The organism is Streptomyces sp. Sge12, from assembly GCF_002080455.1.
Lineage (GTDB): Bacteria > Actinomycetota > Actinomycetes > Streptomycetales > Streptomycetaceae > Streptomyces.
Genome location: NZ_CP020555.1, coordinates 1,011,013 through 1,032,785, shown reverse-complemented (window position 1 = coordinate 1,032,785; position 21,773 = coordinate 1,011,013). Strand labels below are relative to the sequence as shown.

Sequence of the window (21,773 nt, the reverse complement as noted above, 5' to 3'; positions counted from 1 at the left end):
CAGTGCCCACGCCGTCAGGCCGGGACCGCCCCTGCTCCAGCCGACCAGGTGGCCGCCGTCGTCGGTCCGGCAGGTCCGTTCGCTTGGGCGGAGGCGCTCACCGGTGCGCTGCCACCAGGCCTGCCTCGTAGGCCAGGATCACCAGCTGTACCCGGTCGCGGGCATCGAGTTTGGCGAGCAGGCGGGTCAGGTAGGTCTTGGCGGTGGCGATGCTGATGCAGAGCTCGCCGGCGATCTCCGTATTGGACAGGCCCTTGCCGACGAGGGTCAGCACCTCGCGTTCTCGGGCGGTGATGCCATCGAGCTTCGCCTGCCGCGGCGGTGACGCTGCGGGTCGGGCGATGAAGTCCTTGATCAGCCGGCGTGTGACGGCCGGGGCGATCAGGGCGTCCCCGGCGGCAACGATCCGGATCGCGGAGAGGATGTCGTCCAGGGCCATGTCCTTGACGAGGAATCCGGATGCGCCGGCGTGCAGCGCCCCGTAGACGTACTCGTCGTCGTCGAAGGTCGTGAGGACGACGACGCGTGCGGATCCGGTGCTCTGCGTGATCAGCCGGGTGGCTTCGATGCCGTCCATACCGGGCATCCGGAGGTCCATCACGACGACGTCGGGGGCGAGTTCCTCCGTCAGCCGTACTGCTTCCGCGCCGTCTCCGGCCTCGCCCACCACCTCGATGTCCGGGGTGTCCGTGATGACCATCTGCAGTGCGGCGCGGACCAGGGGCTGGTCGTCGGTGAGTACGACACGGATGGTCATGTGGCTCCCGCCTCGGTTGTTGCCGGTAGCGGCAGTCTGACCGCCACCAGGAAGCCGCCCCCGGGACGGGGCCCGGCCGTGAAATCGCCGTGCAGCAGGGTGACCCGCTCGCGCATGCCGATCAGTCCGTATCCGCTGCTTGTGCTGGTGCCGCTGCCTGTGCTGGTGCCGCCGCCTTTCCCTCGGTCCGAGACCTCGACCGCGAGTTCGTCCGCGCGGTAGTCGACGAGCACGAGGCAGGAATCCGCCCCCGAGTGCCGTACGGCGTTGGTCACCGACTCCTGGACGATCCGGAACGCCGCCAGGTCGATGTCGGCGGGCAGCGGGCGACGTCTGCCCTGCCGGCGCACCTCCACGCGGACACCGGCGGCCATGGCCGTCGCGGCGAGCCGTTCCACGTCCGACAGGCCGGCCGGCTGCAGCGACGCCCGTGTACGCCCGTCGTCCTGGCCGGGGCCTTCCTGATCCTGGTCGGCCTCACGCAGGGCTCCGAGCATCCGCCGCAGCCCGGACAGCGTCTCGCGCCCCGCCTTCTCCACGTTGAGCATCGCCTCCCGGGCCCTGGCCGGCTGGGTCTCGACGACCCGGGCTGCGGCGCCGGCCTGCAGGGCGATGATGCCGATGCTGTGGGCCACGGTGTCGTGCATTTCCCGGGCGATGCGCAGCCGTTCGGCGGTGACGGCCTGCGCGGCGGCCCGTGCGTACAGCTCTGCGGTGTGGGCGCGGGCCTGACGGGCCGAGTTGCCGATGAGCCAGGCGATGACCACGGTCAGGGCCAGGAAGGGCTCAGGGGCGATCCCGGAGTCGTCCCCCACGAGCAGCCGCAGCATGAAATAGCAGGTGAGCACGCCGAGTGCCGCCGCGGCCGCCGTGAGCGAGTTCCGCCGGGATCGGACGGCCGCGATGTAGCAGAGGGCCACATCCACGGCCAGGAACTGCAGGGGCGGGATCTCGTCCTGGCGCCAGGCCGCCGTCGAGGCGACCGTACCGGCGATCACCAGTGCGTACGCCGGCGAAGTCCTGCGGCGCAGCACCGCACTACCGGCCAGGACCAGCACGAAGGCGAGCGCAAGCAGAGCCCTGGCGCCAACCGGATCGAGCCCGTCCCGGGGAAAGTTGAGCGAATACGTCGGCCCCGGCGGCATCACGACGTACTCGACGATGGGCGCCACCCCTGCCGCCGACCACGCCAGCGCCGTCCACAGGCCCGGCGGTATGCGCTTGAGTAGCGGCAAAGACACGGAGGCAGACATCCGGTGATCGTAACCGTGTGCCGTTGAGGAGCCATCGACCCCCGGTTGTACAACCGGGGTTGACACGCGCGCGCGGCGATTGTCAACCCCGGCCCGATGAGCGGCGAGGCCGTCGCCCGGCACCGTTGTCCCCGTGATCGAAGTCAATGAACTCACGAAGCGATACGGCGGCACGACGGCTGTCAACGACCTGACCTTCGCCGTGCGGCCCGGCCGGGTGACCGGCTTCCTCGGGCCGAACGGCGCCGGCAAGAGCACCACGCTGCGGATGATCCTCGGCCTCCACGAGCCCACCAGCGGCACCGTCACCATCGACGGGCGCCCCTTCCGTGACCGCGCCCGCGGCCTGCGCCACATCGGCGCCCTCCTCGATGCGCACGACGTGCACGGCGGGCGCAGCGCGCGGGCGCAACTGTCCGCGCTGGCCCGCAGCAACCGCATACCGCAGCGCCGGGTGGAGGAGGTGCTGCGGGAGGTCGGCCTCGCCGACGTCGCCGGCCGCCGCATCGGAGGATTCTCGCTCGGCATGAAACAGCGGCTCGGCATCGCCTCCGCCCTGCTCGGCGATCCGCCGGTCCTGCTCTTCGACGAACCGCTCAACGGCCTCGACCCGGAAGGAGTGAAGTGGGTGCGCGACCTGTTCAGGCGGCTCGCCGCCGAGGGCCGCACCGTGTTCGTGTCCAGCCATCTCATGTCCGAGATGGAGCACACCGCAGACCAGCTGATCGTCATCGGCCGCGGCGAACTGATCGCGGCGGAAAGCCTCACCGAGTTCTCCGCCCGCGGCACCCGGCAGAGCGCCGTGGTCGGCACCACCGCCGCGGTCGCCCTGAGAGACCTGCTGACGGCCGAGGGCGCCGTCGTACCCGCCCAACAGGGCGAGTTGCTCACCGTGACCGGGCTGACCGCGGTCCGGATCGGTGAGATCGCCCTGGAGCATCGCATTCCGCTGCACCACCTCAGCACCCGGTCCGCCTCCCTGGAGGAGGCGTTCATGGAGCTCACCGCCGAAAGCGTCCAATACCTCGCAGGAGACCCCCGGTGACCCCGACCCCGACTCCGGCCACGACTCCGGTTCCGGCCACGACTCCGGTTCCGGCCACGACCACGACCGCGACCGCGACGTACGGTCCCGCCGGCGGACTCGGCCCCGCCGAACCCCGCGCCCGCTTCCACGACCTGGTCGCCGCCGAATGGATCAAGATCCGGTCGCTGCGCTCGACCTGGATCGCCTATGGGGCCACCGCCCTGGCCGTCATCGCGTTCAACGCGGGCACCGCCTACGACACGTACAACTACTGGCCTCAGCGGACCGCGGCGGACCGGGCCGACTTCGTCCGGGACGGAATTCCCCTGCAGGAGGCGTTCACGGCGAACGCCGCCATGGTCATGATGCTCGCCCTCGGTGCCATCGGCGCCATCGCGATCATCGGCGAGTACAGCACGGGCACCATCCGTACGACGTTCGCGGCCGTTCCGGCCCGCCGTTCGGTGATGGCGGCCAAAACGGTCGTCGTCGCGGCGGCCAGCACCGTCTTCGGCGCGATCGTCGCGGGGGCCTCGTTCGCCCTGACGCAGGCCATCCTCGACGGCCGGGACGCGGGCATATCGATCAGCCACCCGGGCGCCCTGCGCGTCGTAGTGGCGTCCGCCCTCCTTGCGCCCGTGTGCGCGGTCGCCGGCATGGCCATCGGCTCCGTCATCAGGCACACCTCGGCCACCATGATCGCCGCGGTGGTCGTCATCCTCGTGCTGCCCCTCGCCTTCACCGACGGCCGCCACTGGTCGGCGGTCGCCGGGCACGCCACGCTCTACCAGGCGTGGTCACGGCTCGTGCAGGTCGGCTCCCCGCACACCGACTTTCCGTGGACGACCGGCGGAGCCTGGACCGTGTACGCGGTGTGGGCGCTCACCGCAGCCGTGCTCGCGGTCACCAGCGTGCAACGGCGCGACCAGTGAGAGGTGCCCGGTCGGCCAACCGCCCGGGCGGCACGACGGCCGCCCGCACGTGGATGGTTTCGGGAGAACGATCAGGTCGCCTGATCGCGGCTTCGTCAGCGGCCGGGGTGCGGCCGGGCCGCGGCCGGGGCGAGGTCGGGGAGAGGTCGCTTCGACGTAGGGACTTGCCGTACCGGAAACTCATCTCTTTCCGCATCGGAAACTAAGCGCTACTCTTTCCGGCATGGAAACCGACGCGGTACGCATGACTCCCGAGCAGGCCCGTTCCGCCCTGGCCGACACCGAGCACGTCCGGGCGTCCACCTCGGCGCTGGCGGCCACGCCGTGGCCGAACTGGTTCTTCATTACGCTCACGCTCTACGCCGCCGCGTTGCCCGTCATCTACGGCGGCGTCACGGCCGACTCGGACTGGCTGCTGCCGCACTCGGCCTGGCTGGGCATCATGCTGGCGAGCGCGGTGGCGTACTGGGTGCTCTTCGTCGTCGCGGCCAAGGCCTGGCGCGACAAGACCGGGGTGGCCCTGCGGTTCGACGTGTTGCCGAAGCGGGCGACCTTGCCGCTCGCGGTGGGCCTGCCCGTGCTGGTGGTGGGAGCAGGGTTCGCGTTCCGCCTCACGGGGCGGCCGGCGTGGCTGATCGCGGCCTCGCTGATCAGCGCGGCCGCGTCCGTCGGCTTCCACCTGGCCTTCGTCCGCCTGCATCGGAAGACCGTGTGAGCGCCGGGACCCCGGACCCGCTGGCGGGTTTCGACGCCACCATCCACGCCCCGAACCGGCTGCGCATCTGCGCGCTGCTGGACGCCGCGGGCGAGGCGGAGTTCGTCCTGGTCCAGAAGCAACTCGACGTCTCCGCCTCGGTGCTGAGCAAGCACGTCGCCGTGCTGATGGACGCCGACTACGTCGAGCAGCGCAAAGCCGTCCGCGACACCCGGCAACGCGTGTGGCTCCGTCTGACCCGGCAGGGCCGCGAGGCCTACCAGGGGCACCTCGCGGCGCTGCGGGCGATCGTGGGACCGCCGGATCCGACTCCCTGATCACGGTCGGGGAGAGCGGTCGGGGCGGTCCTGGGCGGTCCTGGGCGCGCCGGGACGCGCCCCGCGTGCCGCTGGAGTGCCCGGCCACGTGCACGCGGTCGATGCCGAGGCGGTCGAGGCGCGCGACGGCACCGGCCAAGAGCTCGCCGACCTCGCCGGGCTGGAACAGGCCCAGCCCGAAAGCGATTTCCTGATCAGCGAACGCTCCCGGGCTGTCGGCCTCGGAGGCCGCGACCGGCACGCCGACACGCCGGTACGGCTCACCGGAGCTCGGCGCCCACCTCGACCGCACGATCCGTACGGGCACCTACTGCGCCTGCCTTTGCGACCGGTCCAAGTGCAGGCGGCACACGTTCGTCGAACGGGTCCACGGGTGTCGTGGCGGGTCCGGACCCGCTTCTGCGCCGCCGCCGGCCCGTCCGCACGGGAGTACGCGCCGAGCTTCGCCGATTCCCGCCTTGCCGTCGTCAGCGGTGACGAGCAGGCCGCGGCCCCCGGCGGCGGGGTCATTCGCCGCGCAGAAACCGCTCGGCCTGGAGCCGCAGAGCCGTGGGAGCGGCGGGCCAGGCCGGGGTCCGCATCAGCTGGCGCAGCTCGACCTTCTTGACCTCCCGCGGAGCGTCCGCACGCAGTCCGACGTGCGGCCACACCCGGTCAAGGTCGTCGTACGGCAGGTACCAGTGGGAGCCGAAGGCGGATTCGGCGTCGCCGGACGGTTCCACGGACGGGACCAGGACCTCGTCGGCGGTGGCGGCGGGGGTGATCTCGACGGTGGTGAGGCCGAGCCGGTCGATGGCCGCGCGGAACAAGGCCCGGTGGTCTTCGACGGTGTCCGGGGAGGGCCGTTCTCCCGGGTAGAACAAGGTGAACACCCAGCCGGACCCGCCGGTCCGGGCCACGTCCAGGACGAGGCGGGTCCCGTTGTCATCAGCGAAGGAGCGGTGCGCCATGCTCCCGGCCGCCCCGGGCCCCTCGGTGCGGGGCGTCGCGTCGAGCCGGAACGTGCCGAGCAGCCATTGCTGCTGGTCGGGTGTCAGCTTCCCGAGGGAGTGCGCGCGGAGCGCGGGCCACAGCATGAGGTGGGGTCCCTTCTGGCGGTCGACGGCAACGTGAGGCTTCAGGATCGCTGCTGCGTGGGGGGCGGTGCGGCCGAATTGGCCCTCGCCCACCTGGAGGCCCGGAGCACCGTCGGTGGGCCGACGGGAGCGCTTCCGGGGCGAGGGGCTCGGCGCGCCCCTGGACCGAGGCCACGCAGCCGGGCGGATCCTGGGGCGGGACGTGCGCGTCGTCGGCGGCGTAGGCGTTCAGCCGGCGTCCACGGTTGAGGAGGACGTCGGTCAGGTGCCGGCTGTCGCCCCGGTGCTCGCGCTCCGCGAGCGAGCGCCTCGTACACCTCGACTGCCTGGGCGGCGCCCAGACCCTCATCATCGGCGGTGGTGAGCAGCGAAGCCGCCGGGTGGGCCGTGCCGATGGACGCACCCGCCGCCCGTGCCCGGCACGCCAACTCCGGTCCGGCCGTCCCTCCCGCCCTCCCGGCCACCCGCGCCGCGTCCGGTCAGAGGGTGTCGAACGAGTCGCGCGCGGTGAAGTGGTAGAGCCCGACCCTCGGCTTGGCGACGGTACCCGTGGTGGCGAGCGGCAGGCTGACGCCGTCCGCGTTCGGCATGTGGCTCGGGTCGGCCAGGATGTTGATCTCGTCGGCCACGGGACCGCCGCCGCCCGAGGGGTTGAGGTCCACGGCCGCGTACGTGGTCGCCCCGGGCCGCACCGGGTGCGCCGGGGCGCCGCCCAGACCCTCGGGCGGCGTGGCCTGGATGCCGAGGGGGGAGCCCTTCGCGCTGAAGCCGACGGCGGGGTGGAAGTCGAGGCCGCACGTGCTGGAACCGTTGTTGGTCACCGTGACGACCCGGACGGTCTCCGGGAAGCCCTGCGGCGAGGTGACCTTGACGGTGAGGTTCCTGGCGGAACAGGGGTGGGTGTAGGCGTAGGCGTCCTCGGTGGTCGCGTCGGCGCCGCCCGTCACCTGCCCCTTGCCGTCGGGGCCCGTCGGCGTCGGGCCGGCGGCGCCCGCCGGATCGCCGGTGCCGCTCGGACCGGCCGCCGTCGCAGTCGCAGACGCCGTACCGGAAGCGGCCGGGGTGCCGGAAGCCGCCGGCGTGCCCGTGCCGCCGGTCCCCGCGCCCCCGCAGCCGGTCAGTGCCAGGACGAACCCGACGATGCCGGCAAGGGCCGCAGCACGGCTCCGGTGGATGCGCATGATAGAACTCCCCGTCTCGTACGTTCGGACGAAAGCCGCCCGAACGGCAAACAATATGATCTACGCGGTCCGGTGAGCGGGGACCGACACCCACGACCGGCGCCCCCGGGCGACCGACGGCCCGTGCGATGGCCACCATCTCGGAGTCGAACTCGTGGTCGGGGTCGATGTCCACGGCGGGCGAGCCCGTGTTTGATCCGGGCGGCGCCGATGTCGGGGAGGTTCGCGATCAGAGCCAGGGCGGCGTCATCGTCGTCCAGGTGGGCCTGGGCGATCGGGCCGTGAAGGCGCTGGTGCATGCGCACCGTACGACGCATCGGCGGCGGCCGCCGAGGTCGTCCCACCCACCCCTTCACCCCTCCACGCCTCCACGCATTTCGATGCAGCCACAGGGCATCTGCGGAACATCCGACCGAAGGGGTATGCCGTGTCGACGGACAGCCTGCTCGCATACAAGGGACTCGAACTGATGCCTTCATGGTTCGTGATCGCCCTCCTTGTGCTCGCTCTTGTCGGAATCGGGCTGGCGATCAGCCGCAGGCGGCGCTGACCCGCCCGCAAGAAGGCCGAGAACGCCGATGTGCCGGGCACCGGCGTCCGGCTTCCGCCGCGCGGGCGAGCACCTCCGTGGACGGGAGCCCCACGCGGGCCGGCGGCCGCTGCACCTTCGCAGATTCGGGTATCGGCCGTCTCCGAGCCGGTGTCACCGGGAAACCGGAGGGGAATATTCCCTTCAGGTCAAGGCTGCGCCTGGTGCTGGAACTGCCCCGGAGCGCACCTGATGGGCGAGGAGAAGGACCATGGCAGGGAGAATGACCGTCTACCACGTCTCGCCGTCCGGTGACCGGGCGGCCGCCGCAGGCGTGAAGTGGCAGGTCGAGGGCAGAGAAGGCCGTCGGCTGTTGCACGAACCGCACCGCACCCAGAAGGACGCGATCGACGCAGCCCGCCGACACGCCAGGGAACACGAGCCCGCGCAGATCATCGTCCACGCCCGCGACGGTCACATCCGCACCGCCTACACCTACGGCGAGGCCCCTACGGCATCCCCCGACGAGCGTGGCCGCAGGGCAGGGGAGCGAGGGGGCCTCTACTGAAGCCCCGGTGACGAACGGCAGCCGGACCTAGACCATGGTCAAGAGGTGTTCCGTGGGGCTGTAGTCGATCTTCCAGCCGGCATGGATCCCGCAGAATCCGTCCTTGACGCACCGCAGGCCAACGGTCACCCAGCGGACCGATCCGTCGCCGCCGAGTGAGAACGCGACCGCGGCCTCGAACTCCTCGCTCCCGCAGGGGCAGCCGGCCGCACCGGGCTCGTCGTCCTCCCAGGACTCCTCGTTCCAGCACTCCTCGCTGTCCGCGACGAACGCGCGGCTGCTGCAGCCAGAGCACTCCCGTTCCGCTCCGGTCGCATTGACCCCCACGGTCGAAGACGTTCAGGCGCGGGGCGCGGACGTCTGTCACCGCACTACCTGTGACTCCCTGCCGCCCCGAGGCGCCAACGGCATCGTTCCCGTGCTGCTCGCAGACTCACCCCTCTTGGTACTCGACGACGCGGGTGTGGGGCCGGCTACGGCCTGAGGGCCAGCTGCACGAGAAGGGGCTCTGCCAACGCCCGCTGCCCGGGTCATGACCACCCCGGGGCCGTGGGCGTTGTCGTCGTGTCGCGGGTTCCCCCCCTCCCCGCACCCGCGCAATCTTCCGGCGGCTGCCGGACGCCCACCGCCGGACACCCGCCGCCGGGACTCTGCCGACCCGGCCCTCTAAGCGTCCTGGGCCCGGGAGCGGCGAGAAGCCGCCAATCAGGTGGCCGGTCGCACCTTTTGCGCACGATGCGCAACCGTTCCGTCGTCCTTCACGTCACACCATGCAGGAGCGACCAACTCCGATGACGACCAGGGGGAAACATGAAATTCACCCGTTCCGTCCTTGCCACCACCGCATTCGCCGCCCTGGCCCTGGGGGCCACGACCGCGCTGGCGGCGCCCGCAACCGCCGCGCCCAACACCACGCCGCAGAAGGTCTGCGGCAGCGCCTACAAGACCGTGAACTCGGCCGCCATCGGCTCGCTGGGCACCGTCTACCTGACGTACAACGCCTCGAACGGCAAGAACTGCGTCGCGACCATCCGCAACAACCCGGGTGCGGCCGTGGACATGGCCCTCTGGATCGAAGTCCCGGCAACCTGGGAGCGGGGCGAGGACTACGGCCGGTACACGTCGTACGCGGGCCCGGCCTACGTGTACGGCAAGGGCCACTGCGTCGACTGGGGCGGCGGCATCAGCAACGTGCACGTGCAGGTGTACAACTCCAACTGTGGCGCGCTCAAGGAGCACCGGGTCACCGAGGTCCGCTGACCCGGGCTCCTCCTGACCGCGACGTCCTGTGCCGTCGCGCGGTCGTCGGGGGCAGGACCTGCGACCTGACGACCGCACGGGAACCGCCGTAGTGGTCCGGCTCGCCCCGGCAGACTCGCCGAGTTCTGCCGGGGCGAGGGCGCGTCCTGCCTCCTCCCTCGGGTGCGCGGCCGTCCGGTCGGCGCGTCGCCGCAACCGGGGGACCTGGAGCAGATGCGGTCCCGGCCCGGCCGACAGCAGAAGGACCGCTACGAAGAGCGGAACGCGCCGCTCAGTGCATCGGAAGACACCTCATGTGGCTAACAGGTCAAGTTGACCTTGGTCAGCCAGCTGAGAATGCGGCCAGTAGTGTGTCCGCCCGGACTTCCAGTTCGGGCGTCAGAGTTCCGTTCACTGCCACCATGAGCTCGTCGCCGCCGACCGCGCGGGCAAGCCGAACCTCGACTTGCCGGTGCTCACCGACCAAGGGATACGAGTACCAGCCGTCGGGCTGCTCGTCGTCGGTCGCCTCGACCGCCAGGGCCACCGTCTCCCAGTCGGTGGCATCGAACCCGTAGCCCACGTAGTGCGACAGCAACTCCAGGAACGACCGCAGATTGCGCTCCCAGATCCATCCACCGACCTCTGCCATGGCTCTCCCTCAGTGCTCAGAAGACACAGCCTGTCATGGAGAGATCTCAGTGATCACCCTGCGGCAGCAGGACGGGGAAACGCGACCGCTTCGTCGAAGGGGACGCGTGCCTGGAGGCAGTGGTGCAGCTGCCCGAGCATCCGGTTGAACAGGTGCCGCAGGGCCTGCATGTGCCAGTTCCCGCCGGTCCGTCGGCGCCGGTAGTGGGCATCGGCACCGGCCGATCCGCCGAGGGAAGCGAAGGCCCAGAGAAGCATGTCGACAGCGGCCTTGGCTGGTCGTCGCTCGCGATGTTCACGACCACAGCCTGCCACTCCGGGTCCCACCTGTTCGAGGCCGGACGTTGAACGGCAAGCTCAAAGAGCGTTTCATTCCCGGCCAGGGTGTTTGAGAATTGGCCGAGTTGGCTATCGGGGCTCGCCACGTGACCTAGCGCTTGCGGATGGGGCTTCACTCGTAGGCCACCGGAGCCGTTTCCACGACCTCGATGGGCCAGGTTGGAAACGGGCCGCAGCTCGGGAGTCTGCCTCTTCCATGCGTGACCTGATATGAGTTGATCATGAATGCTGAAACTCTTGACCCGGTGGAACGTCTGCTCGCAGAGCGGGCCTGTGAGCGGCTGACCGTCGAGTTCGTTCACCGGCTCGACCTCGGGGACCCGAGCTCGGTGGCGGATCTGTTCACGCAGGATGGCATGTGGGAGTGGCCCGCCGGCGATCGCCGCATAGCGGGTCACGATGCCCTGCGCGCCTACTTCGGCGGGCGGCCGGCGGACCGGCTGTCACGCCGTATTTGCACCAACATCCTGGTCACCGTGACCTCTGCGGACACGGCCGCCGCCACCACCTACTTCACGACCTACCGAGTCGACGGCTACACCGAAGGCCTCGTACCACCCCGGCCCCCGGTTCAGGTGGGGCACTACGAAGACACGTTCCGCAAGGTGGACGACACCTGGCTGCTCTCCACCCGGACTCTGTTCCTCTCCTTCGCCGGCCCTACGGAACGCCTCGACGACCCTGGCCAGCCATGATCCTCGGATGATCAGCCCGAGCACCCGGAGTGACACTTCACAGAATTTGAGCCAGAGCCAGAGCCAGAGCCAGAGCCTGAGAACGATGAACGCTTGTAGCAGCTCACCGAGCCGTGCTCGACGGCAGGAGCATGGCGGACGTGCTGACTCGTGATGCGGACGCCGCCGTCCAGGCCGCGGGGCGCGACCTGGTGACCGCAATCGACAGTCACGCCTGCGAGTCCTGCCGTCCGGCCTAACGGCAGCCCGTACGGCGTTGGTGGAGGATCGCGTTCATGATGTCCCACATGGCGTAGGCCCCCTGGTGCCCGCGGACCGTGACCGAGCGGTGCCGGTTTATTCACGCAGTCATCACCGGCTCGATCAGAGCCCCTTGGCCATGCCGCAGGGGTGCGCCATTGCACCGCCAAGCCGAGCCTCCTGCCACAAGCCGGCAGGAACATGGTGTCGCGGACGTGAGGGCGGCTCCGGTCAGGCGATCGTCCAGCGCTGCACTGTCTCTTGGTCGTGGGTGAGCCATGTGCCGTCGCCGAGCGGCGCCCGGCCGTCATCCGGTGGCGGCCTCCGGACCCGCCTTCACCGCCGCGGGAAGCCTTGCGCCGGGCTCGAAGACCGCTTGGTCGCCTTGGGTCTCGTGTGCCTGCGCCCATGCGGCTACAGCACAGGTTGGCGCCTGGAGGCCCGCGCCGCAGGCGCAGGCCTGTTCCACCGCGGCTGACCGGACCAGCGGCGGCGCCGGTACGGCCGAAAGACCTGAACCAGTAACGGGGTCAGGCCGCGACGAGCTCCTGCTCGCGGTCCGGCGTTTTGACCTTGGGCTTCTTGTTCGGCAGTGAGAGCCGGAAGACCTTGTGCCACGCGGAGAACACCTGCTTGGGGAGCGGCCCGGTGACGTACTCCAGCTCGTACTTCTCGAACAGCGCGCGCACCTTCACCGCGACCTCGGCGTACCGGTTGCTCGGCAGGTCCGGGAACAGGTGGTGCTCGATCTGGTGCGACAGGTTGCCGGTCATGAAGTGCATGGCCTTGCTGCCGCTGATGTTCGCCGAGCCCATCATCTGGCGCAGGTACCACTGGCCGCGCGTTTCGTTCTTGATCGACCGGCGTTCGAAGACCTGTACGCCTTCGGGGAAGTGCCCGCACATGATCACCGAGTGGGACCAGATGTTGCGGACGAGGTTCGCGGTGAACGTGGCGGCGAGCGTGGTGAGGAACGACGGGCCCGACAGCAGCGGGTGGATCACGTAGTCCTTGAGCACCTGCTTGCGGATCTTGCGGCCCACGGCCTTGGCCCGCGCGCGGAACTCCGGGTTCTTGCGGCGGCGTTTGTGCAGGTTCTTGCCGAGCTCCAGGTCGTACGCTGCGATGCCGTACTCGAAGAAGCAGGCGTTGAGGAAGTTCCACAGCGGCTGGCCGAGGTGGAACGGGTGCCACTTCTGGTCCTCGTCGACGCGCATGATGCCGTAGCCGAGGTCGTTGTCCTTGCCGATCACGTTGGTGTACGTGTGGTGCAGCTCGTTGTGCGAGTGCCTCCACTGCTCGGACGGCGAGACGTGATCCCACTCCCAGGTGGTGGAGTGGATCTTCGGGTCCCGCATCCAGTCCCACTGGCCGTGCAGGATGTTGTGGCCGATCTCCATGTTGTCCATGATCTTCGCCACGGACAGACCGGCGGTGCCGAGCAGCCACGCGGGCGGGAAGAACGAGAACAGCAGCACGCCCCTGCTGACGAGCTCGAGCTTGCGCTGCGCCGAGATGACCTTGCGGATGTAGGCGGCGTCCTTCTCGCCGCGGCCGGCGATCACCTCGTCGCGGATCGCGTCCAGCTCGCGGCCGAGCTCCTCGATCTGCTCCGCGGTCAGGTGGGCGGTGGGGTCGATGGCGGTCAAGGTGCTCCTACCGTTCGATGTCGCAGGGGCCCGCCGCGGCGGACACACAGGTCTGGATGAGGACGCCCGGCTCGGCCTCGGTGATCTCGCCGGTGCGCAGGTCGCGGACGGCGCCCGCCTTGAGCGGCGTGACGCAGCCGAAGCAGATGCCCATGCGGCACCCGGAGGGCATGAGCACGCCGGCCTCCTCGCCGACGTCCAGCAGCGGCGTGGCGCCGTCCGCGTCGACGGTCTTGCCGGTGGCGCTGAACGTGACCTCGCCGCCGTCGCCGGTGACGACGATGCCGGGGCGGAAACGTTCGGTGTGCAGGCGCTCCTGTACGCCGTGCCCGGTCCAGTGCTCTTCGGCGGCGTCCAGCAGGCCCCCGGGCCCGCAGGCCCAGGTCTCGCGCTCGGCCCAGTCGGGCACGAGCTCGTCGAGACGGGCGATGTCGAGCATGCCGTCCGTGTCGGTGTGCACCTCGGTGAGCCGCAGCTTCTTGTCCGCGACCAGGTCGTGCAGCTCGTTGCGGAAGATCACGTCCTGCGGCTGTGGCGCGCAGTGGACCATGACGACGTCGTCGAACTCGCTGTCGCGCAGCATGCCCATCACGGGCGTGATGCCGCTGCCGGCCGTCAGGTAGAGCACCTTGGCGGGCTTGGCCTGCGGCAGCACGAAGTCACCGGTCGGCTGGTCGAGCTGCACCAGCGTGCCCGGTTTCGCCCTGCGGACCAGATGGTTGCTGACCTTGCCGTCCGGGATCGCCTTCACGGTGATCGTGACGCGGCCGTCCCCCCGGTTCGTCGGCGAGGTGATGGAGTAGGCACGCCACAGGCGCACCCCGTCGACATCGACGCCGATCCGCACGTACTGGCCGGCTGTGTGGCCGCGCCAGCCCCGTCCCGGCCTGATCACGACCGTCGCGGCGTCGCCCGTCTCGGGGTGCACTGCCTCGATGCGCCCGCGCAGGTCAGCGCCCGCACGCAGCGGGCTGACCAGGTCCAGGTAGTCCGACGGCAGCAGCGGCGTCGTGACCATCTCCAGCAGTTTCCAGGCCCTGCTGCGAAGGGCTGCACTCGTCATGACTCCAGCTTGCTGCGCCGCGAGGCGTAAAGTCCTGACCACAGGACGTAAATTTGATCGACCGAATTGTTCGCAGGGAACAAAAACGTGAGCCATGCAATCCGGAGGGCCAGCGAACTGGCCCTCGATGAGACGACGGTCACCGCGCTTCGGGCCGTGCTGAAGACCACCGCCGACGAGGTGGTCCAGGCGATCATCGACGAGGTCCCTCCCTATGCGAACGCCCTTTCGGGCCGCATGGGCGCCACCATCCGCCGGGCCGTCCGTACTGCCCTGGGGCACTACCTGGACCTCGCCAGCGGGAAGGCCACAGGCGGCGACGCCGGTGACGCGGCCTACGAGCTGGGCCGCGGCGAGGTGCGCGACGGCCGTTCGATGGACGCCCTGCTCAGCGCCTACCGCGTCGGCGCCCGCGTGGCCTGGCGATGCCTGGCAGCGGGTGCCGTCCCCGTAGGTCTGCCCGCCGCCGAGGTCGCCAAGTTCGCCGAGCTGACCTTCGCCTACATCGACGAGCTGTCTGCCGCGAGCGCCGCGGGCCACGCCGACGAACTGGGCGCCCGGGGCAGGGCCCACGAGCGCCACCTGGAACACCTGGCCCGCGACCTCCTCGCCGGCGCGAGCCCGGAGGTGCTGCTGGCCTCCGTTCAACGGGCCGGGTGGCAGCCTCCGGTTTCGCTGACCGCGGTCCTACTGCCCGCCGCCCAGGCCCGGCCTGCCTACCGCGCGCTCGACCCGAGCACCCTCGTCCTCGACGATCTGCCGGACGCCACCGGTGTGCTGCTCGTCCCCGATGCCGACCGATCACATCTGTTGCGGCAGCTGACCGAACGCACCGCCGTGGTCGGCCCGGCCCGGCCATGGACCCGTGCGTCCGCCTCGTACGCACGAGCCGTACGGGCGCGCTCCCTCTCCTCCGATATCCGCGACACCGAGGACCACCTGCCCGAGCTGGTGCTGAGCGCCGACGTGGACGCGTTCGCAGACCTGCGTGCGCGAGCGCTCGCACCGCTGCGGGCCTTGCCTGTCGCCACGGCACGGCGGCTGGAGGAGACGTTGCGGGCGTGGCTGCTGCACCAGGGCAGGCGGGACGAGGTGGCGGCGGCGTTGTTCGTCCATCCCCAGACGGTCCGGTACCGGATGACGCAGCTGCGGGAGCTGTTTCCGGACCTCGCATCGCCACAGCGAGTCCTTGAACTGACACTGGCGGTCGGTCTTCGGGCCGGCTGACGCGTACGTCGACTGTCGCCTGTCGACTGCCCACGACCGCGTCCGCGAGCGTGTTCTCGGACGGGGCCCACGAGCTGTTCGCCGCGGTGATCGTTTCGCGGTCACTGGGGGAGCGGTGGGTCGTCACTGGTGGTGGGCGTGGATGTGAACCGGCCGTGGGCCGCCAGACGTACGCCCGTGCGGAGAGCGCCGAGGCGGCGCGTGACGCGGCCACAACGATGCTGGCAGGTGACGTCCTCGACATCACGGCGGCCGTCCTCGCGGTGCTTTTCGTTCGCAGGCTGACGGCCATGCAGCACGCCCGGGCCTTGCAGGGGCCCGTCGTCGCAGCGGTATGGCCCGGCACGGGACAGGCCAATGGTGAGGAAGTTGTTCCATTTGTATGGCCCAGGGCCGACCCGGCAGTCACCGGGTCGGCCTTACGACCCGTCCGTGTCAGTCCGCGAGCCTGAGGCCGAACCTTTCGAAGATGTCGCCCACTTCGATCCAGCCCACCTCGTAGCGGCAGACCCTGTCGTTGCCGAGGCCCTCGCAGCCCCACGCGTTGACGACCATGCCGTTCAGCTGCCGGGAGTCCTGGTCGTTGATGGTGATCACGGGGCCGCCGCTGTCGCCGGGCCGGGCGACGATGCCGCCGTTGTGCGGGACGCCGGCGCTTCCCCAGATGTACGCGCCTTCGGTCACCCAGGTGCCGCTGCCCGCGTACGTGGTGCGGATGTTGCAGACGACCTTGGAGTTGTAGCCGAGTTGGCAGGTGAAGTCGCCCACCGCCGCGTTGCGTACGCCGTTGAGGCGCCGGGTGTACCCCTGCGCGTCGAGGCCGTCCCACGTGTAGCGGCTCGTCGACGCCGCGATGAACGCCGAGTCGAGGTCGGGGATTTCGGCTTCGATCTGGCCGACGCGGAAGCCGCCGGCGGTGAAGACGGTCGCGCCGGGGCCGTAGCAGTGGCCCGCGGTGACGAGCCACGGGCGGTTGTCCACGGTGCTCACGGCAGGGATACCGCTGGTGCACGTGGCGAAAGAGCCGACCGCGGGTCCGAGCGCGGCCCCCGCGTAGAACGGCGCCCGGTCGTCCCAACGGCTCAGCGGCACCGAGGGAGCGGACTCGCGGATGCGGAGGGGAGTGGCCCGGGCTGCCGCGAGCTGCTGGGCGACGGCGGGCCCGGCGAGGTACTTCTGTGCGGCCTGCGCGTCGTCCACTGCGAGCTCGATCGCTCCGCCGTCGACGGTGCTGCCCGCCATCTCGATCTTGAAGGGCAGGTCCTTGCGGCTGCGGAAGTCCGTGATCTCCTTCCTGAGCTGCTGCAGCGTCTTCGCGCTCTTGCGTACGTTCAGCAGCTTCGTGTCGGCCTGCGGGTTGGCCTTGCGCACCGCGTCGAGGAAGGCCGGGCCCCGGTTCGGGTCGGTGAGGTAGACGTTGACCGAGCGGTAGTCGGCGGCCATCTCGACCTGCGTGTACACGTCCGCGTGCGGGCCCCGGCCGACCCGCGCGGCGGCGTCGGCCACGACCCGCAGGGGTTCCAGCACCTCGCCCTGCTGTTGTGGCGTCATGGCCGCCACGGCATCTGCGGACAGGGGCCCGGGCGGCTCCGCTTCGGCGGCGGTCGCTCCGAGCGGAAGGACGGCGAGCGCGGTCGCGAGCGCGAGCGAACGCCAAGCAGCCTTGTTCATGGATCCCCTTGCGGTAACTGTGTGTGCACGATGTGTACTCTGCGTGACCGTAGTGAGGGTCAGAAATGCCCGGCAAGGGCGTGCGGCTGCCCTTGGAGGCGAATTGGGGGCGTGCGGATGCTCATGCGCGCCCTGCGTTCGGCTGCCGCCAGCCCGCCGGTATGGGCGGGGGAGTCACAGACCTGCCGGTCCGGCCGGCGGCGCCCGAGTGCTGGCACTGGGCGCGGCGGGTCGTGGGGCAGTACGTCCCACCTCACGCCCGGCACCCCGTACTCGCCCTCGCGTCAAAGGAGTTCGGCTTCGCAGGCTCTCAGTCCCCCCGTGGCTGACGGCCGTGACCGCCTGGGCGCGTTCTGGTGGTTCCCGGCTCTCCCGGGACTGGCCATCGCCACCTCGGTCCCCGCCCTGCGTCATATCGCAAGGGCCTTCAGCCGGGGCCGGGTCGGGGGTGGGGGTGGGGGTGAGCTCGGCAACGGCGAGCGGGCCCAGGCATGCCTGGGCCCGACGCCGACGGTTCTCGTTCCCCGTCCGGGCACGGGGGTCGGGATCAGGTGGTGGCTCCGGCCGGTAGGTCGGGGAGTGCCTGCGGTGTCCCTTCCTTCAGGGGCAGGGTGAGGACCATCGTCAGGCCGCCGCCCGGGGTGTCCTCGGCGGTCAGCGTGCCGTCCATGGCTTCCAGGAAGCCCCTCGCCACGGCGAGGCCGAGGCCCACCCCCGCGCCGCCGGGGGCGTCCCCGTACCGCTGGAACGGCTCGAAGATCCGTTCCTTGGCCTCGTCGGGGACGCCGGGTCCGCGGTCGACGACGCGGACTTCGAGCCGGGTGGCGACGGCGCTGGCGGCCACCAGGACGCTCTCGCCGGCAGGGCTGTACTTGACGGCGTTCTCCACGATGTTGGCGACGGCCCGCTCCAGCAGACCGCGGTCGACGGCGACCATGGGCAGCGTCTCGGGGATGTCGAGGACCACGCTGTCGTCGGGTACGCCGGCCAGGGCCATCGGTACGACCTCGTCGAGGTCGGTCTCCCGGACGATCGGGACGACGGTCCGGGTCTGCAGGCGGGACATGTCGAGGAGGTTCCCGATCAGGTGGTCGAGGCGGTCGGCGCCGTCCTCGATGCCCTCCAGCAGCTCGGCCCGGTCCTCCTCGGACCACTCCACGTCGGTGGAACGGAGCGAGGTGACGGCGACCTTGACGGAGGCGAGCGGGGTGCGCAGGTCATGGCTGACGGCGGCCAGCAGCGCCGTGCGGATCTGGTTGCCCTCGATCAGGCGCCGTGCCTCCTCGGCCTCGTCGACCAGCCGCTGGCGGTCGAGCACGACGGCGGCCTGCGCGGCGAAGGCGCCGAGCACCCGGCGGTCCTCCGCGGGCAGGACCCGGCCGGTCAGGGCGAGCGCCATGTTCTCGCCGATGGGCATGTCGACGTCGGCGTCCTCGGGGCGGGTGACCGGACTGCGGCCGGTGCTGCCCGCACAGGTCCACGGATCGACCTCGCTCCCGCGCTCCAGCAGGGCGACGGACTCCATGGCGAAGGTCTCGCGGACCCGCTCCAGCAGGGCGTCGAGGGCGGTCTCGCCGCGCAGGATGCTGCCGGCGAGGAAGGAGAGGATCTCGGACTCGGCGCGGAGCCGGGCGGCCTGGTGGGTGCGGCGGGCGGCCAGGTCGACGACGGAGGCCACCGACACGGCCACGCCCACGAAGATCGCGATGGCGACGATGTTCTTGGGGTCGGAGATGGTGAGCCGGTGGAGCGGGGGCGTGAACCAGTAGTTCAGCAGCAGGGAGCCGAAGGCCGCCGAGGCGAGCGCGGGGAGCAGCCCGCCGAGGAGCGCGGCCGCCACGGTGCACGTGAGGAAGAGCAGCATGTCGTTGGCGAGCCCGAGCTCGGGGACGACCTGGCTCAGCAGCAGAGTGAGCAGCGCCGGGCCTCCGATGCCGGTCAGCCAGCCCCACACGATGCGGGGTCTGGCGAGTCGTCCGCCGCGTGCGACGGGCAGGGTGCGGCGGCCCTTGGCGGCCTCGTCGTGCGTGACGATGTGCACGTCGAGGTCGGGGCCGGACTCGCGTGCGACGGTGGCGCTGACGCCCGGGCTGAACACGGACTGCCAGGAGCGTCTGCGGCTGACACCGAGGACGATCTGGGTGGCGTTCACCCCGCGGGCGAACTCCAGCAGCGCGTCGGGGACATGGTCGCCTATGACGTGGTGGAACGTACCGCCGAGGTCCTCGACCAGGGTCCGCTGGAGGGCGAGCTCCTTCGGGGACGCGGCCGTCAGACCGTCGCTGCGGGCGATGTAGACGGCGAGCACCTCGCCGCCCGAGCCCTTCTCGGCGAGGCGGGCCGCCCGGCGGATGAGGGTACGGCCCTCCGGCCCGCCGGTGATGCCCACGACGATGCGTTCGCGTGCCTGCCAGGTGGTGCGGATGTTGTGCTCGCCGCGGTACTCGCGGAGGTACTCGTCCACGCGGTCGGCGACCCAGAGCAGGGCGAGCTCGCGCAGTGCGGTGAGGTTTCCGGGCCGGAAGTAGTTGGACAGGGCCGCGTCGACCTTGTCGGGCTTGTATATGTTCCCGTGGGCCATGCGGCGGCGCAGGGCCTGCGGGGACATGTCGACGAGCTCGATCTGGTCGGCCCGGCGGACCACTTCGTCCGGCACGGTCTCCCGCTGCCGCACTCCGGTGATCGTCTCGACGACGTCGCCGAGGGACTCCAGGTGCTGGATGTTGACGGTCGAGACGACGTCGATGCCGGCCTGGAGGAGCTCCTCCACGTCCTGCCAGCGCTTGGCGTTGCGCGAGCCCGGCACGTTGGAGTGCGCGAGTTCGTCCACGAGGGCGACGGAGGGACGGCGGGCGAGGACCGCGTCCACGTCCATCTCGGTGAACGTGGAACCGCGGTACTCCAGCTCGCGCCGGGAGATCTGCTCCAGCCCGTGGAGCATCACCTCGGTGCGCGGACGGTGGTGGTGCTCGACGAAGGCGACCACGGCATCGGTGCCCCGCTCCACCCGGCGGTGGCCCTCCGACAGCATCGCGTACGTCTTGCCGACGCCGGGGGCCGAGCCCAGGTAGATACGAAACGTGCCGCGTGCCATGACGTCATCCCTCGAAGCGGTAGCCCATGCCGGGCTCGGTGATCAGGTATCTGGGGTGCGAGGGGTCCGCTTCCAGTTTGCGCCGGAGCTGGGCCATGTAGACCCGCAGGTAGTTGGTGTGCTCGGAGTACGTCGGCCCCCAGACGTCGAGCAGCAGTTTGCGCTGGCTGATCAGCCGGCCCGGATGGGTGATGAGGATCTCCAGGAGATGCCACTCGGTGGGGGTCAGCCGCACACTGCGGTCGTTGCGCCGGACCTTCTTCGCGACCAGGTCGACGGTGAAGTCCTCGGTCGTGACCACGGCGATCTCGGGGGAGGCCACCGAAACCTCGCGGCGCCGGACGGCGGCCCGCAGCCGGGCCAGGAGCTCGTCCATGCTGAACGGCTTGGTGACGTAGTCGTCGGCCCCCGCGTCGAGGGCCCGGATCTTCTCCTCGGATGTGTGACGTGCGGAGAGGACGAGGATCGGCACCCCGCTCGTCTCCCGTACCTCCTTGATGACGTCGACGCCGTCCATGTCGGGCAGACCCAGGTCCAGCAGGATGACGTCCGGCGTGCGGACGGCCGCCAGGAGCAGGGCCCTGTGCCCGTCGGAAGCCGTTTCCACCTCGAACTTCCGCGCCTCAAGGTTGATCCTGAGTGCGCGGACGAGCTGGGCGTCGTCCTCCACCACCAGCACCTTGATCATCGGTGTGGGGCCCTTCCTCTCTCGGTGGATACGGGTCGGAGCCGGCGGGGCGCGGTGGGCACCTCCCAGCCGTGGCTGGGGGAGCTTCGCGCCACGCCGGCTCCAGGACCCCTGTTCGGGGGGAACGTCATCCCTTGGTCAGTGCCTTGAGCGCGGTGTTCAGCTCAAGGACGTTCACGCGGGGCTCGCCCATGAAGCCGAGGGCGCGTCCGTCCGTGTGGTCGGCGACGAGCTTCTCCACCTGCTTGACGTCGAGATGGTTCTGCTCGGCGACCCGGTGGACCTGGATCCCGGCGTACTCGGGGGAGATGTGCGGGTCGAGGCCGGAGCCGGAGGAGGTGACGGCGTCGGCCGGCACGTCCTCGGGCCTGACCTTGTAGGAGGCCGTGGAGTTGTCGGTGATGACCGAGTCCTTCGCGGCGACGACCTGGGCACACAGGGTGCCCTCCTCAGCGCCCGCCGTGCACAGGCCGCCCACGGCGCCGTTGTCGGCGGAGCGGTTGGTGGCGCCGGAGAGGATCAGCGCGTACTGGGTGTTCACGCTGTTGCTGCCGAGGCCGTTGGAGGGGCGCGGCTGGAACCACTTGAGGTCCGGCCGGGCGGCTTCCTCGGGGTCGTCGGGGTTCTGCTTCGGCAGGTTGTAGCTCTGCCCGATGAGGGAGGAGCCGACGACCCGGCCGCTCCCGTCCTTGATCTCGGAGCCGTTGGCCTTGTCGTTGAACAGGGCCTGGGCGATGCCGGTGACGGCGAGCGGGTAGATCACGCCGCAGATGACCGTCAGGACCAGCAGGGCCCGCAGGCCCGCGCCGATCAGGCGCGCGGTGTTGCCCACAGAGTTGTTCATGGCAGATCAGCACGTTCC

21 protein-coding genes and 1 pseudogene are annotated in these 21,773 nt (G+C 70.5%); 9 read left to right on the top strand and 13 right to left on the bottom strand.

The window, feature by feature from the left end:
- Positions 1-97 precede the first annotated feature (97 nt).
- The gene (locus B6R96_RS04820; protein ID WP_081521710.1) at positions 98-757 is read right to left on the bottom strand and encodes a response regulator; all 660 of its coding nucleotides are present in this window, start codon (positions 755-757) and stop codon (positions 98-100) included.
- Positions 754-2,010, bottom strand: a complete 1,257-nt coding sequence (locus B6R96_RS04815; protein WP_203351590.1) for a sensor histidine kinase — start codon at positions 2,008-2,010, stop codon at positions 754-756. Before B6R96_RS04815 ends, B6R96_RS04820 begins: the two co-directional genes overlap by 4 nt.
- A 133-nt stretch (positions 2,011-2,143) precedes the next feature.
- Between B6R96_RS04815 and B6R96_RS04810 the strand changes: the two genes are divergently transcribed.
- The 4 genes from B6R96_RS04810 (at position 2,144) to B6R96_RS04795 (ending at position 5,001) form a co-directional block, all read left to right on the top strand.
- A complete protein-coding gene (locus tag B6R96_RS04810) occupies positions 2,144-3,055 on the top strand; it encodes an ABC transporter ATP-binding protein (RefSeq protein ID WP_081521708.1) in 912 nt (303 codons plus the stop codon).
- Positions 3,052-3,969 (top strand): ABC transporter permease, encoded by a 918-nt coding sequence (locus B6R96_RS04805; protein ID WP_081521707.1) that lies wholly within the window; start codon positions 3,052-3,054, stop codon positions 3,967-3,969. The genes B6R96_RS04810 and B6R96_RS04805 overlap by 4 nt, the downstream gene beginning before the upstream one ends.
- A gap of 223 nt (positions 3,970-4,192) precedes the next feature.
- The gene (locus tag B6R96_RS04800) at positions 4,193-4,684 is read left to right on the top strand and encodes a hypothetical protein (RefSeq protein ID WP_081521706.1); all 492 of its coding nucleotides are present in this window, start codon (positions 4,193-4,195) and stop codon (positions 4,682-4,684) included.
- Positions 4,681-5,001, top strand: coding sequence for a transcriptional regulator (locus B6R96_RS04795; protein ID WP_079406923.1), 321 nt, complete (start codon positions 4,681-4,683; stop codon positions 4,999-5,001). Before B6R96_RS04800 ends, B6R96_RS04795 begins: the two co-directional genes overlap by 4 nt.
- Positions 5,002-5,507: 506 nt before the next feature.
- On the opposite strand, the gene B6R96_RS37630 is transcribed toward B6R96_RS04795, so the two are convergent.
- Both B6R96_RS37630 and B6R96_RS04780 read right to left on the bottom strand, forming a co-directional pair.
- A complete protein-coding gene (locus tag B6R96_RS37630) occupies positions 5,508-6,077 on the bottom strand; it encodes a hypothetical protein (RefSeq protein ID WP_203351589.1) in 570 nt (189 codons plus the stop codon).
- 479 nt (positions 6,078-6,556) lie between these two features.
- On the bottom strand, positions 6,557-7,258 hold the full coding sequence (locus B6R96_RS04780; protein ID WP_081521705.1) for a DUF4232 domain-containing protein: 702 nt from the start codon (positions 7,256-7,258) through the stop codon (positions 6,557-6,559).
- 427 nt (positions 7,259-7,685) lie between these two features.
- Between B6R96_RS04780 and B6R96_RS38510 the strand changes: the two genes are divergently transcribed.
- Both B6R96_RS38510 and B6R96_RS04775 read left to right on the top strand, forming a co-directional pair.
- Complete coding sequence (locus tag B6R96_RS38510; protein WP_257789485.1) at positions 7,686-7,808, top strand: hypothetical protein; 123 nt, start codon at positions 7,686-7,688, stop codon at positions 7,806-7,808.
- A gap of 250 nt (positions 7,809-8,058) precedes the next feature.
- A complete protein-coding gene (locus B6R96_RS04775; protein WP_081521704.1) occupies positions 8,059-8,355 on the top strand; it encodes a DUF2188 domain-containing protein in 297 nt (98 codons plus the stop codon).
- 27 nt (positions 8,356-8,382) lie between these two features.
- Here B6R96_RS04775 and B6R96_RS04770 read toward each other — a convergent pair whose 3' ends face one another.
- Positions 8,383-8,682: a hypothetical protein gene (locus B6R96_RS04770; protein WP_081521703.1), complete on the bottom strand. Its 300-nt coding sequence runs from the start codon at positions 8,680-8,682 to the stop codon at positions 8,383-8,385.
- 483 nt (positions 8,683-9,165) lie between these two features.
- Between B6R96_RS04770 and B6R96_RS04765 the strand changes: the two genes are divergently transcribed.
- Positions 9,166-9,615 (top strand): hypothetical protein, encoded by a 450-nt coding sequence (locus B6R96_RS04765; RefSeq protein WP_030387455.1) that lies wholly within the window; start codon positions 9,166-9,168, stop codon positions 9,613-9,615.
- Between the two features lie 322 nt (positions 9,616-9,937).
- Here the strand turns inward: B6R96_RS04765 and B6R96_RS04760 are convergent, their stop codons facing one another.
- A complete protein-coding gene (locus B6R96_RS04760) occupies positions 9,938-10,246 on the bottom strand; it encodes a hypothetical protein (RefSeq protein ID WP_081521702.1) in 309 nt (102 codons plus the stop codon).
- Positions 10,247-10,299: 53 nt separating this feature from the next.
- Positions 10,300-10,497, bottom strand: a pseudogene (locus tag B6R96_RS37920) (IS110 family transposase); the annotation flags it as partial.
- 308 nt (positions 10,498-10,805) lie between these two features.
- Between B6R96_RS37920 and B6R96_RS04750 the strand changes: the two are divergent.
- Positions 10,806-11,279 (top strand): nuclear transport factor 2 family protein, encoded by a 474-nt coding sequence (locus B6R96_RS04750; protein ID WP_081521701.1) that lies wholly within the window; start codon positions 10,806-10,808, stop codon positions 11,277-11,279.
- Positions 11,280-12,049: 770 nt separating this feature from the next.
- Here the strand turns inward: B6R96_RS04750 and B6R96_RS04745 are convergent.
- Positions 12,050-13,168, bottom strand: a complete 1,119-nt coding sequence (locus tag B6R96_RS04745) for a fatty acid desaturase family protein (protein WP_053173478.1) — start codon at positions 13,166-13,168, stop codon at positions 12,050-12,052.
- A 7-nt stretch (positions 13,169-13,175) separates the two neighbouring features.
- Positions 13,176-14,231 (bottom strand): ferredoxin reductase, encoded by a 1,056-nt coding sequence (locus tag B6R96_RS04740; protein WP_081521700.1) that lies wholly within the window; start codon positions 14,229-14,231, stop codon positions 13,176-13,178.
- A gap of 87 nt (positions 14,232-14,318) precedes the next feature.
- Here B6R96_RS04740 and B6R96_RS04735 point away from each other — a divergent pair, with 87 nt between their 5' ends.
- Positions 14,319-15,458 (top strand): PucR family transcriptional regulator, encoded by a 1,140-nt coding sequence (locus B6R96_RS04735; RefSeq protein WP_081521699.1) that lies wholly within the window; start codon positions 14,319-14,321, stop codon positions 15,456-15,458.
- A gap of 435 nt (positions 15,459-15,893) precedes the next feature.
- On the opposite strand, the gene B6R96_RS04730 is transcribed toward B6R96_RS04735, so the two are convergent.
- From B6R96_RS04730 to B6R96_RS04715, 4 genes are all read right to left on the bottom strand, one after another.
- Positions 15,894-17,129, bottom strand: coding sequence for a hypothetical protein (locus B6R96_RS04730; RefSeq protein ID WP_081521698.1), 1,236 nt, complete (start codon positions 17,127-17,129; stop codon positions 15,894-15,896).
- A 547-nt stretch (positions 17,130-17,676) separates the two neighbouring features.
- Positions 17,677-20,223, bottom strand: a complete 2,547-nt coding sequence (locus B6R96_RS04725) for an ATP-binding protein (protein ID WP_081521697.1) — start codon at positions 20,221-20,223, stop codon at positions 17,677-17,679.
- 4 nt (positions 20,224-20,227) lie between these two features.
- Positions 20,228-20,911, bottom strand: a complete 684-nt coding sequence (locus B6R96_RS04720; RefSeq protein WP_081521696.1) for a response regulator — start codon at positions 20,909-20,911, stop codon at positions 20,228-20,230.
- Between the two features lie 127 nt (positions 20,912-21,038).
- Positions 21,039-21,755, bottom strand: coding sequence for a potassium-transporting ATPase subunit C (locus tag B6R96_RS04715; protein WP_081521695.1), 717 nt, complete (start codon positions 21,753-21,755; stop codon positions 21,039-21,041).
- Positions 21,756-21,773: the final 18 nt, after the last annotated feature.

Coding starts and splice junctions, on each gene's coding strand:
- B6R96_RS04820 (WP_081521710.1), bottom strand. CDS start 757: ATGACCATCCGTGTCGTACTCACCGACGACCAGCCCCTGGTCCGCGCC.
- B6R96_RS04815 (WP_203351590.1), bottom strand. CDS start 2,010: ATGTCTGCCTCCGTGTCTTTGCCGCTACTCAAGCGCATACCGCCGGGC.
- B6R96_RS04800 (WP_081521706.1), top strand. CDS start 4,193: ATGGAAACCGACGCGGTACGCATGACTCCCGAGCAGGCCCGTTCCGCC.
- B6R96_RS37630 (WP_203351589.1), bottom strand. CDS start 6,077: ATGCTGTGGCCCGCGCTCCGCGCGCACTCCCTCGGGAAGCTGACACCC.
- B6R96_RS04780 (WP_081521705.1), bottom strand. CDS start 7,258: ATGCGCATCCACCGGAGCCGTGCTGCGGCCCTTGCCGGCATCGTCGGG.
- B6R96_RS04775 (WP_081521704.1), top strand. CDS start 8,059: ATGGCAGGGAGAATGACCGTCTACCACGTCTCGCCGTCCGGTGACCGG.
- B6R96_RS04765 (WP_030387455.1), top strand. CDS start 9,166: ATGAAATTCACCCGTTCCGTCCTTGCCACCACCGCATTCGCCGCCCTG.
- B6R96_RS04760 (WP_081521702.1), bottom strand. CDS start 10,246: ATGGCAGAGGTCGGTGGATGGATCTGGGAGCGCAATCTGCGGTCGTTC.
- B6R96_RS04750 (WP_081521701.1), top strand. CDS start 10,806: ATGAATGCTGAAACTCTTGACCCGGTGGAACGTCTGCTCGCAGAGCGG.
- B6R96_RS04740 (WP_081521700.1), bottom strand. CDS start 14,231: ATGACGAGTGCAGCCCTTCGCAGCAGGGCCTGGAAACTGCTGGAGATG.
- B6R96_RS04730 (WP_081521698.1), bottom strand. CDS start 17,129: ATGAACAAGGCTGCTTGGCGTTCGCTCGCGCTCGCGACCGCGCTCGCC.
- B6R96_RS04725 (WP_081521697.1), bottom strand. CDS start 20,223: ATGGCACGCGGCACGTTTCGTATCTACCTGGGCTCGGCCCCCGGCGTC.
- B6R96_RS04720 (WP_081521696.1), bottom strand. CDS start 20,911: ATGATCAAGGTGCTGGTGGTGGAGGACGACGCCCAGCTCGTCCGCGCA.
- B6R96_RS04715 (WP_081521695.1), bottom strand. CDS start 21,755: ATGAACAACTCTGTGGGCAACACCGCGCGCCTGATCGGCGCGGGCCTG.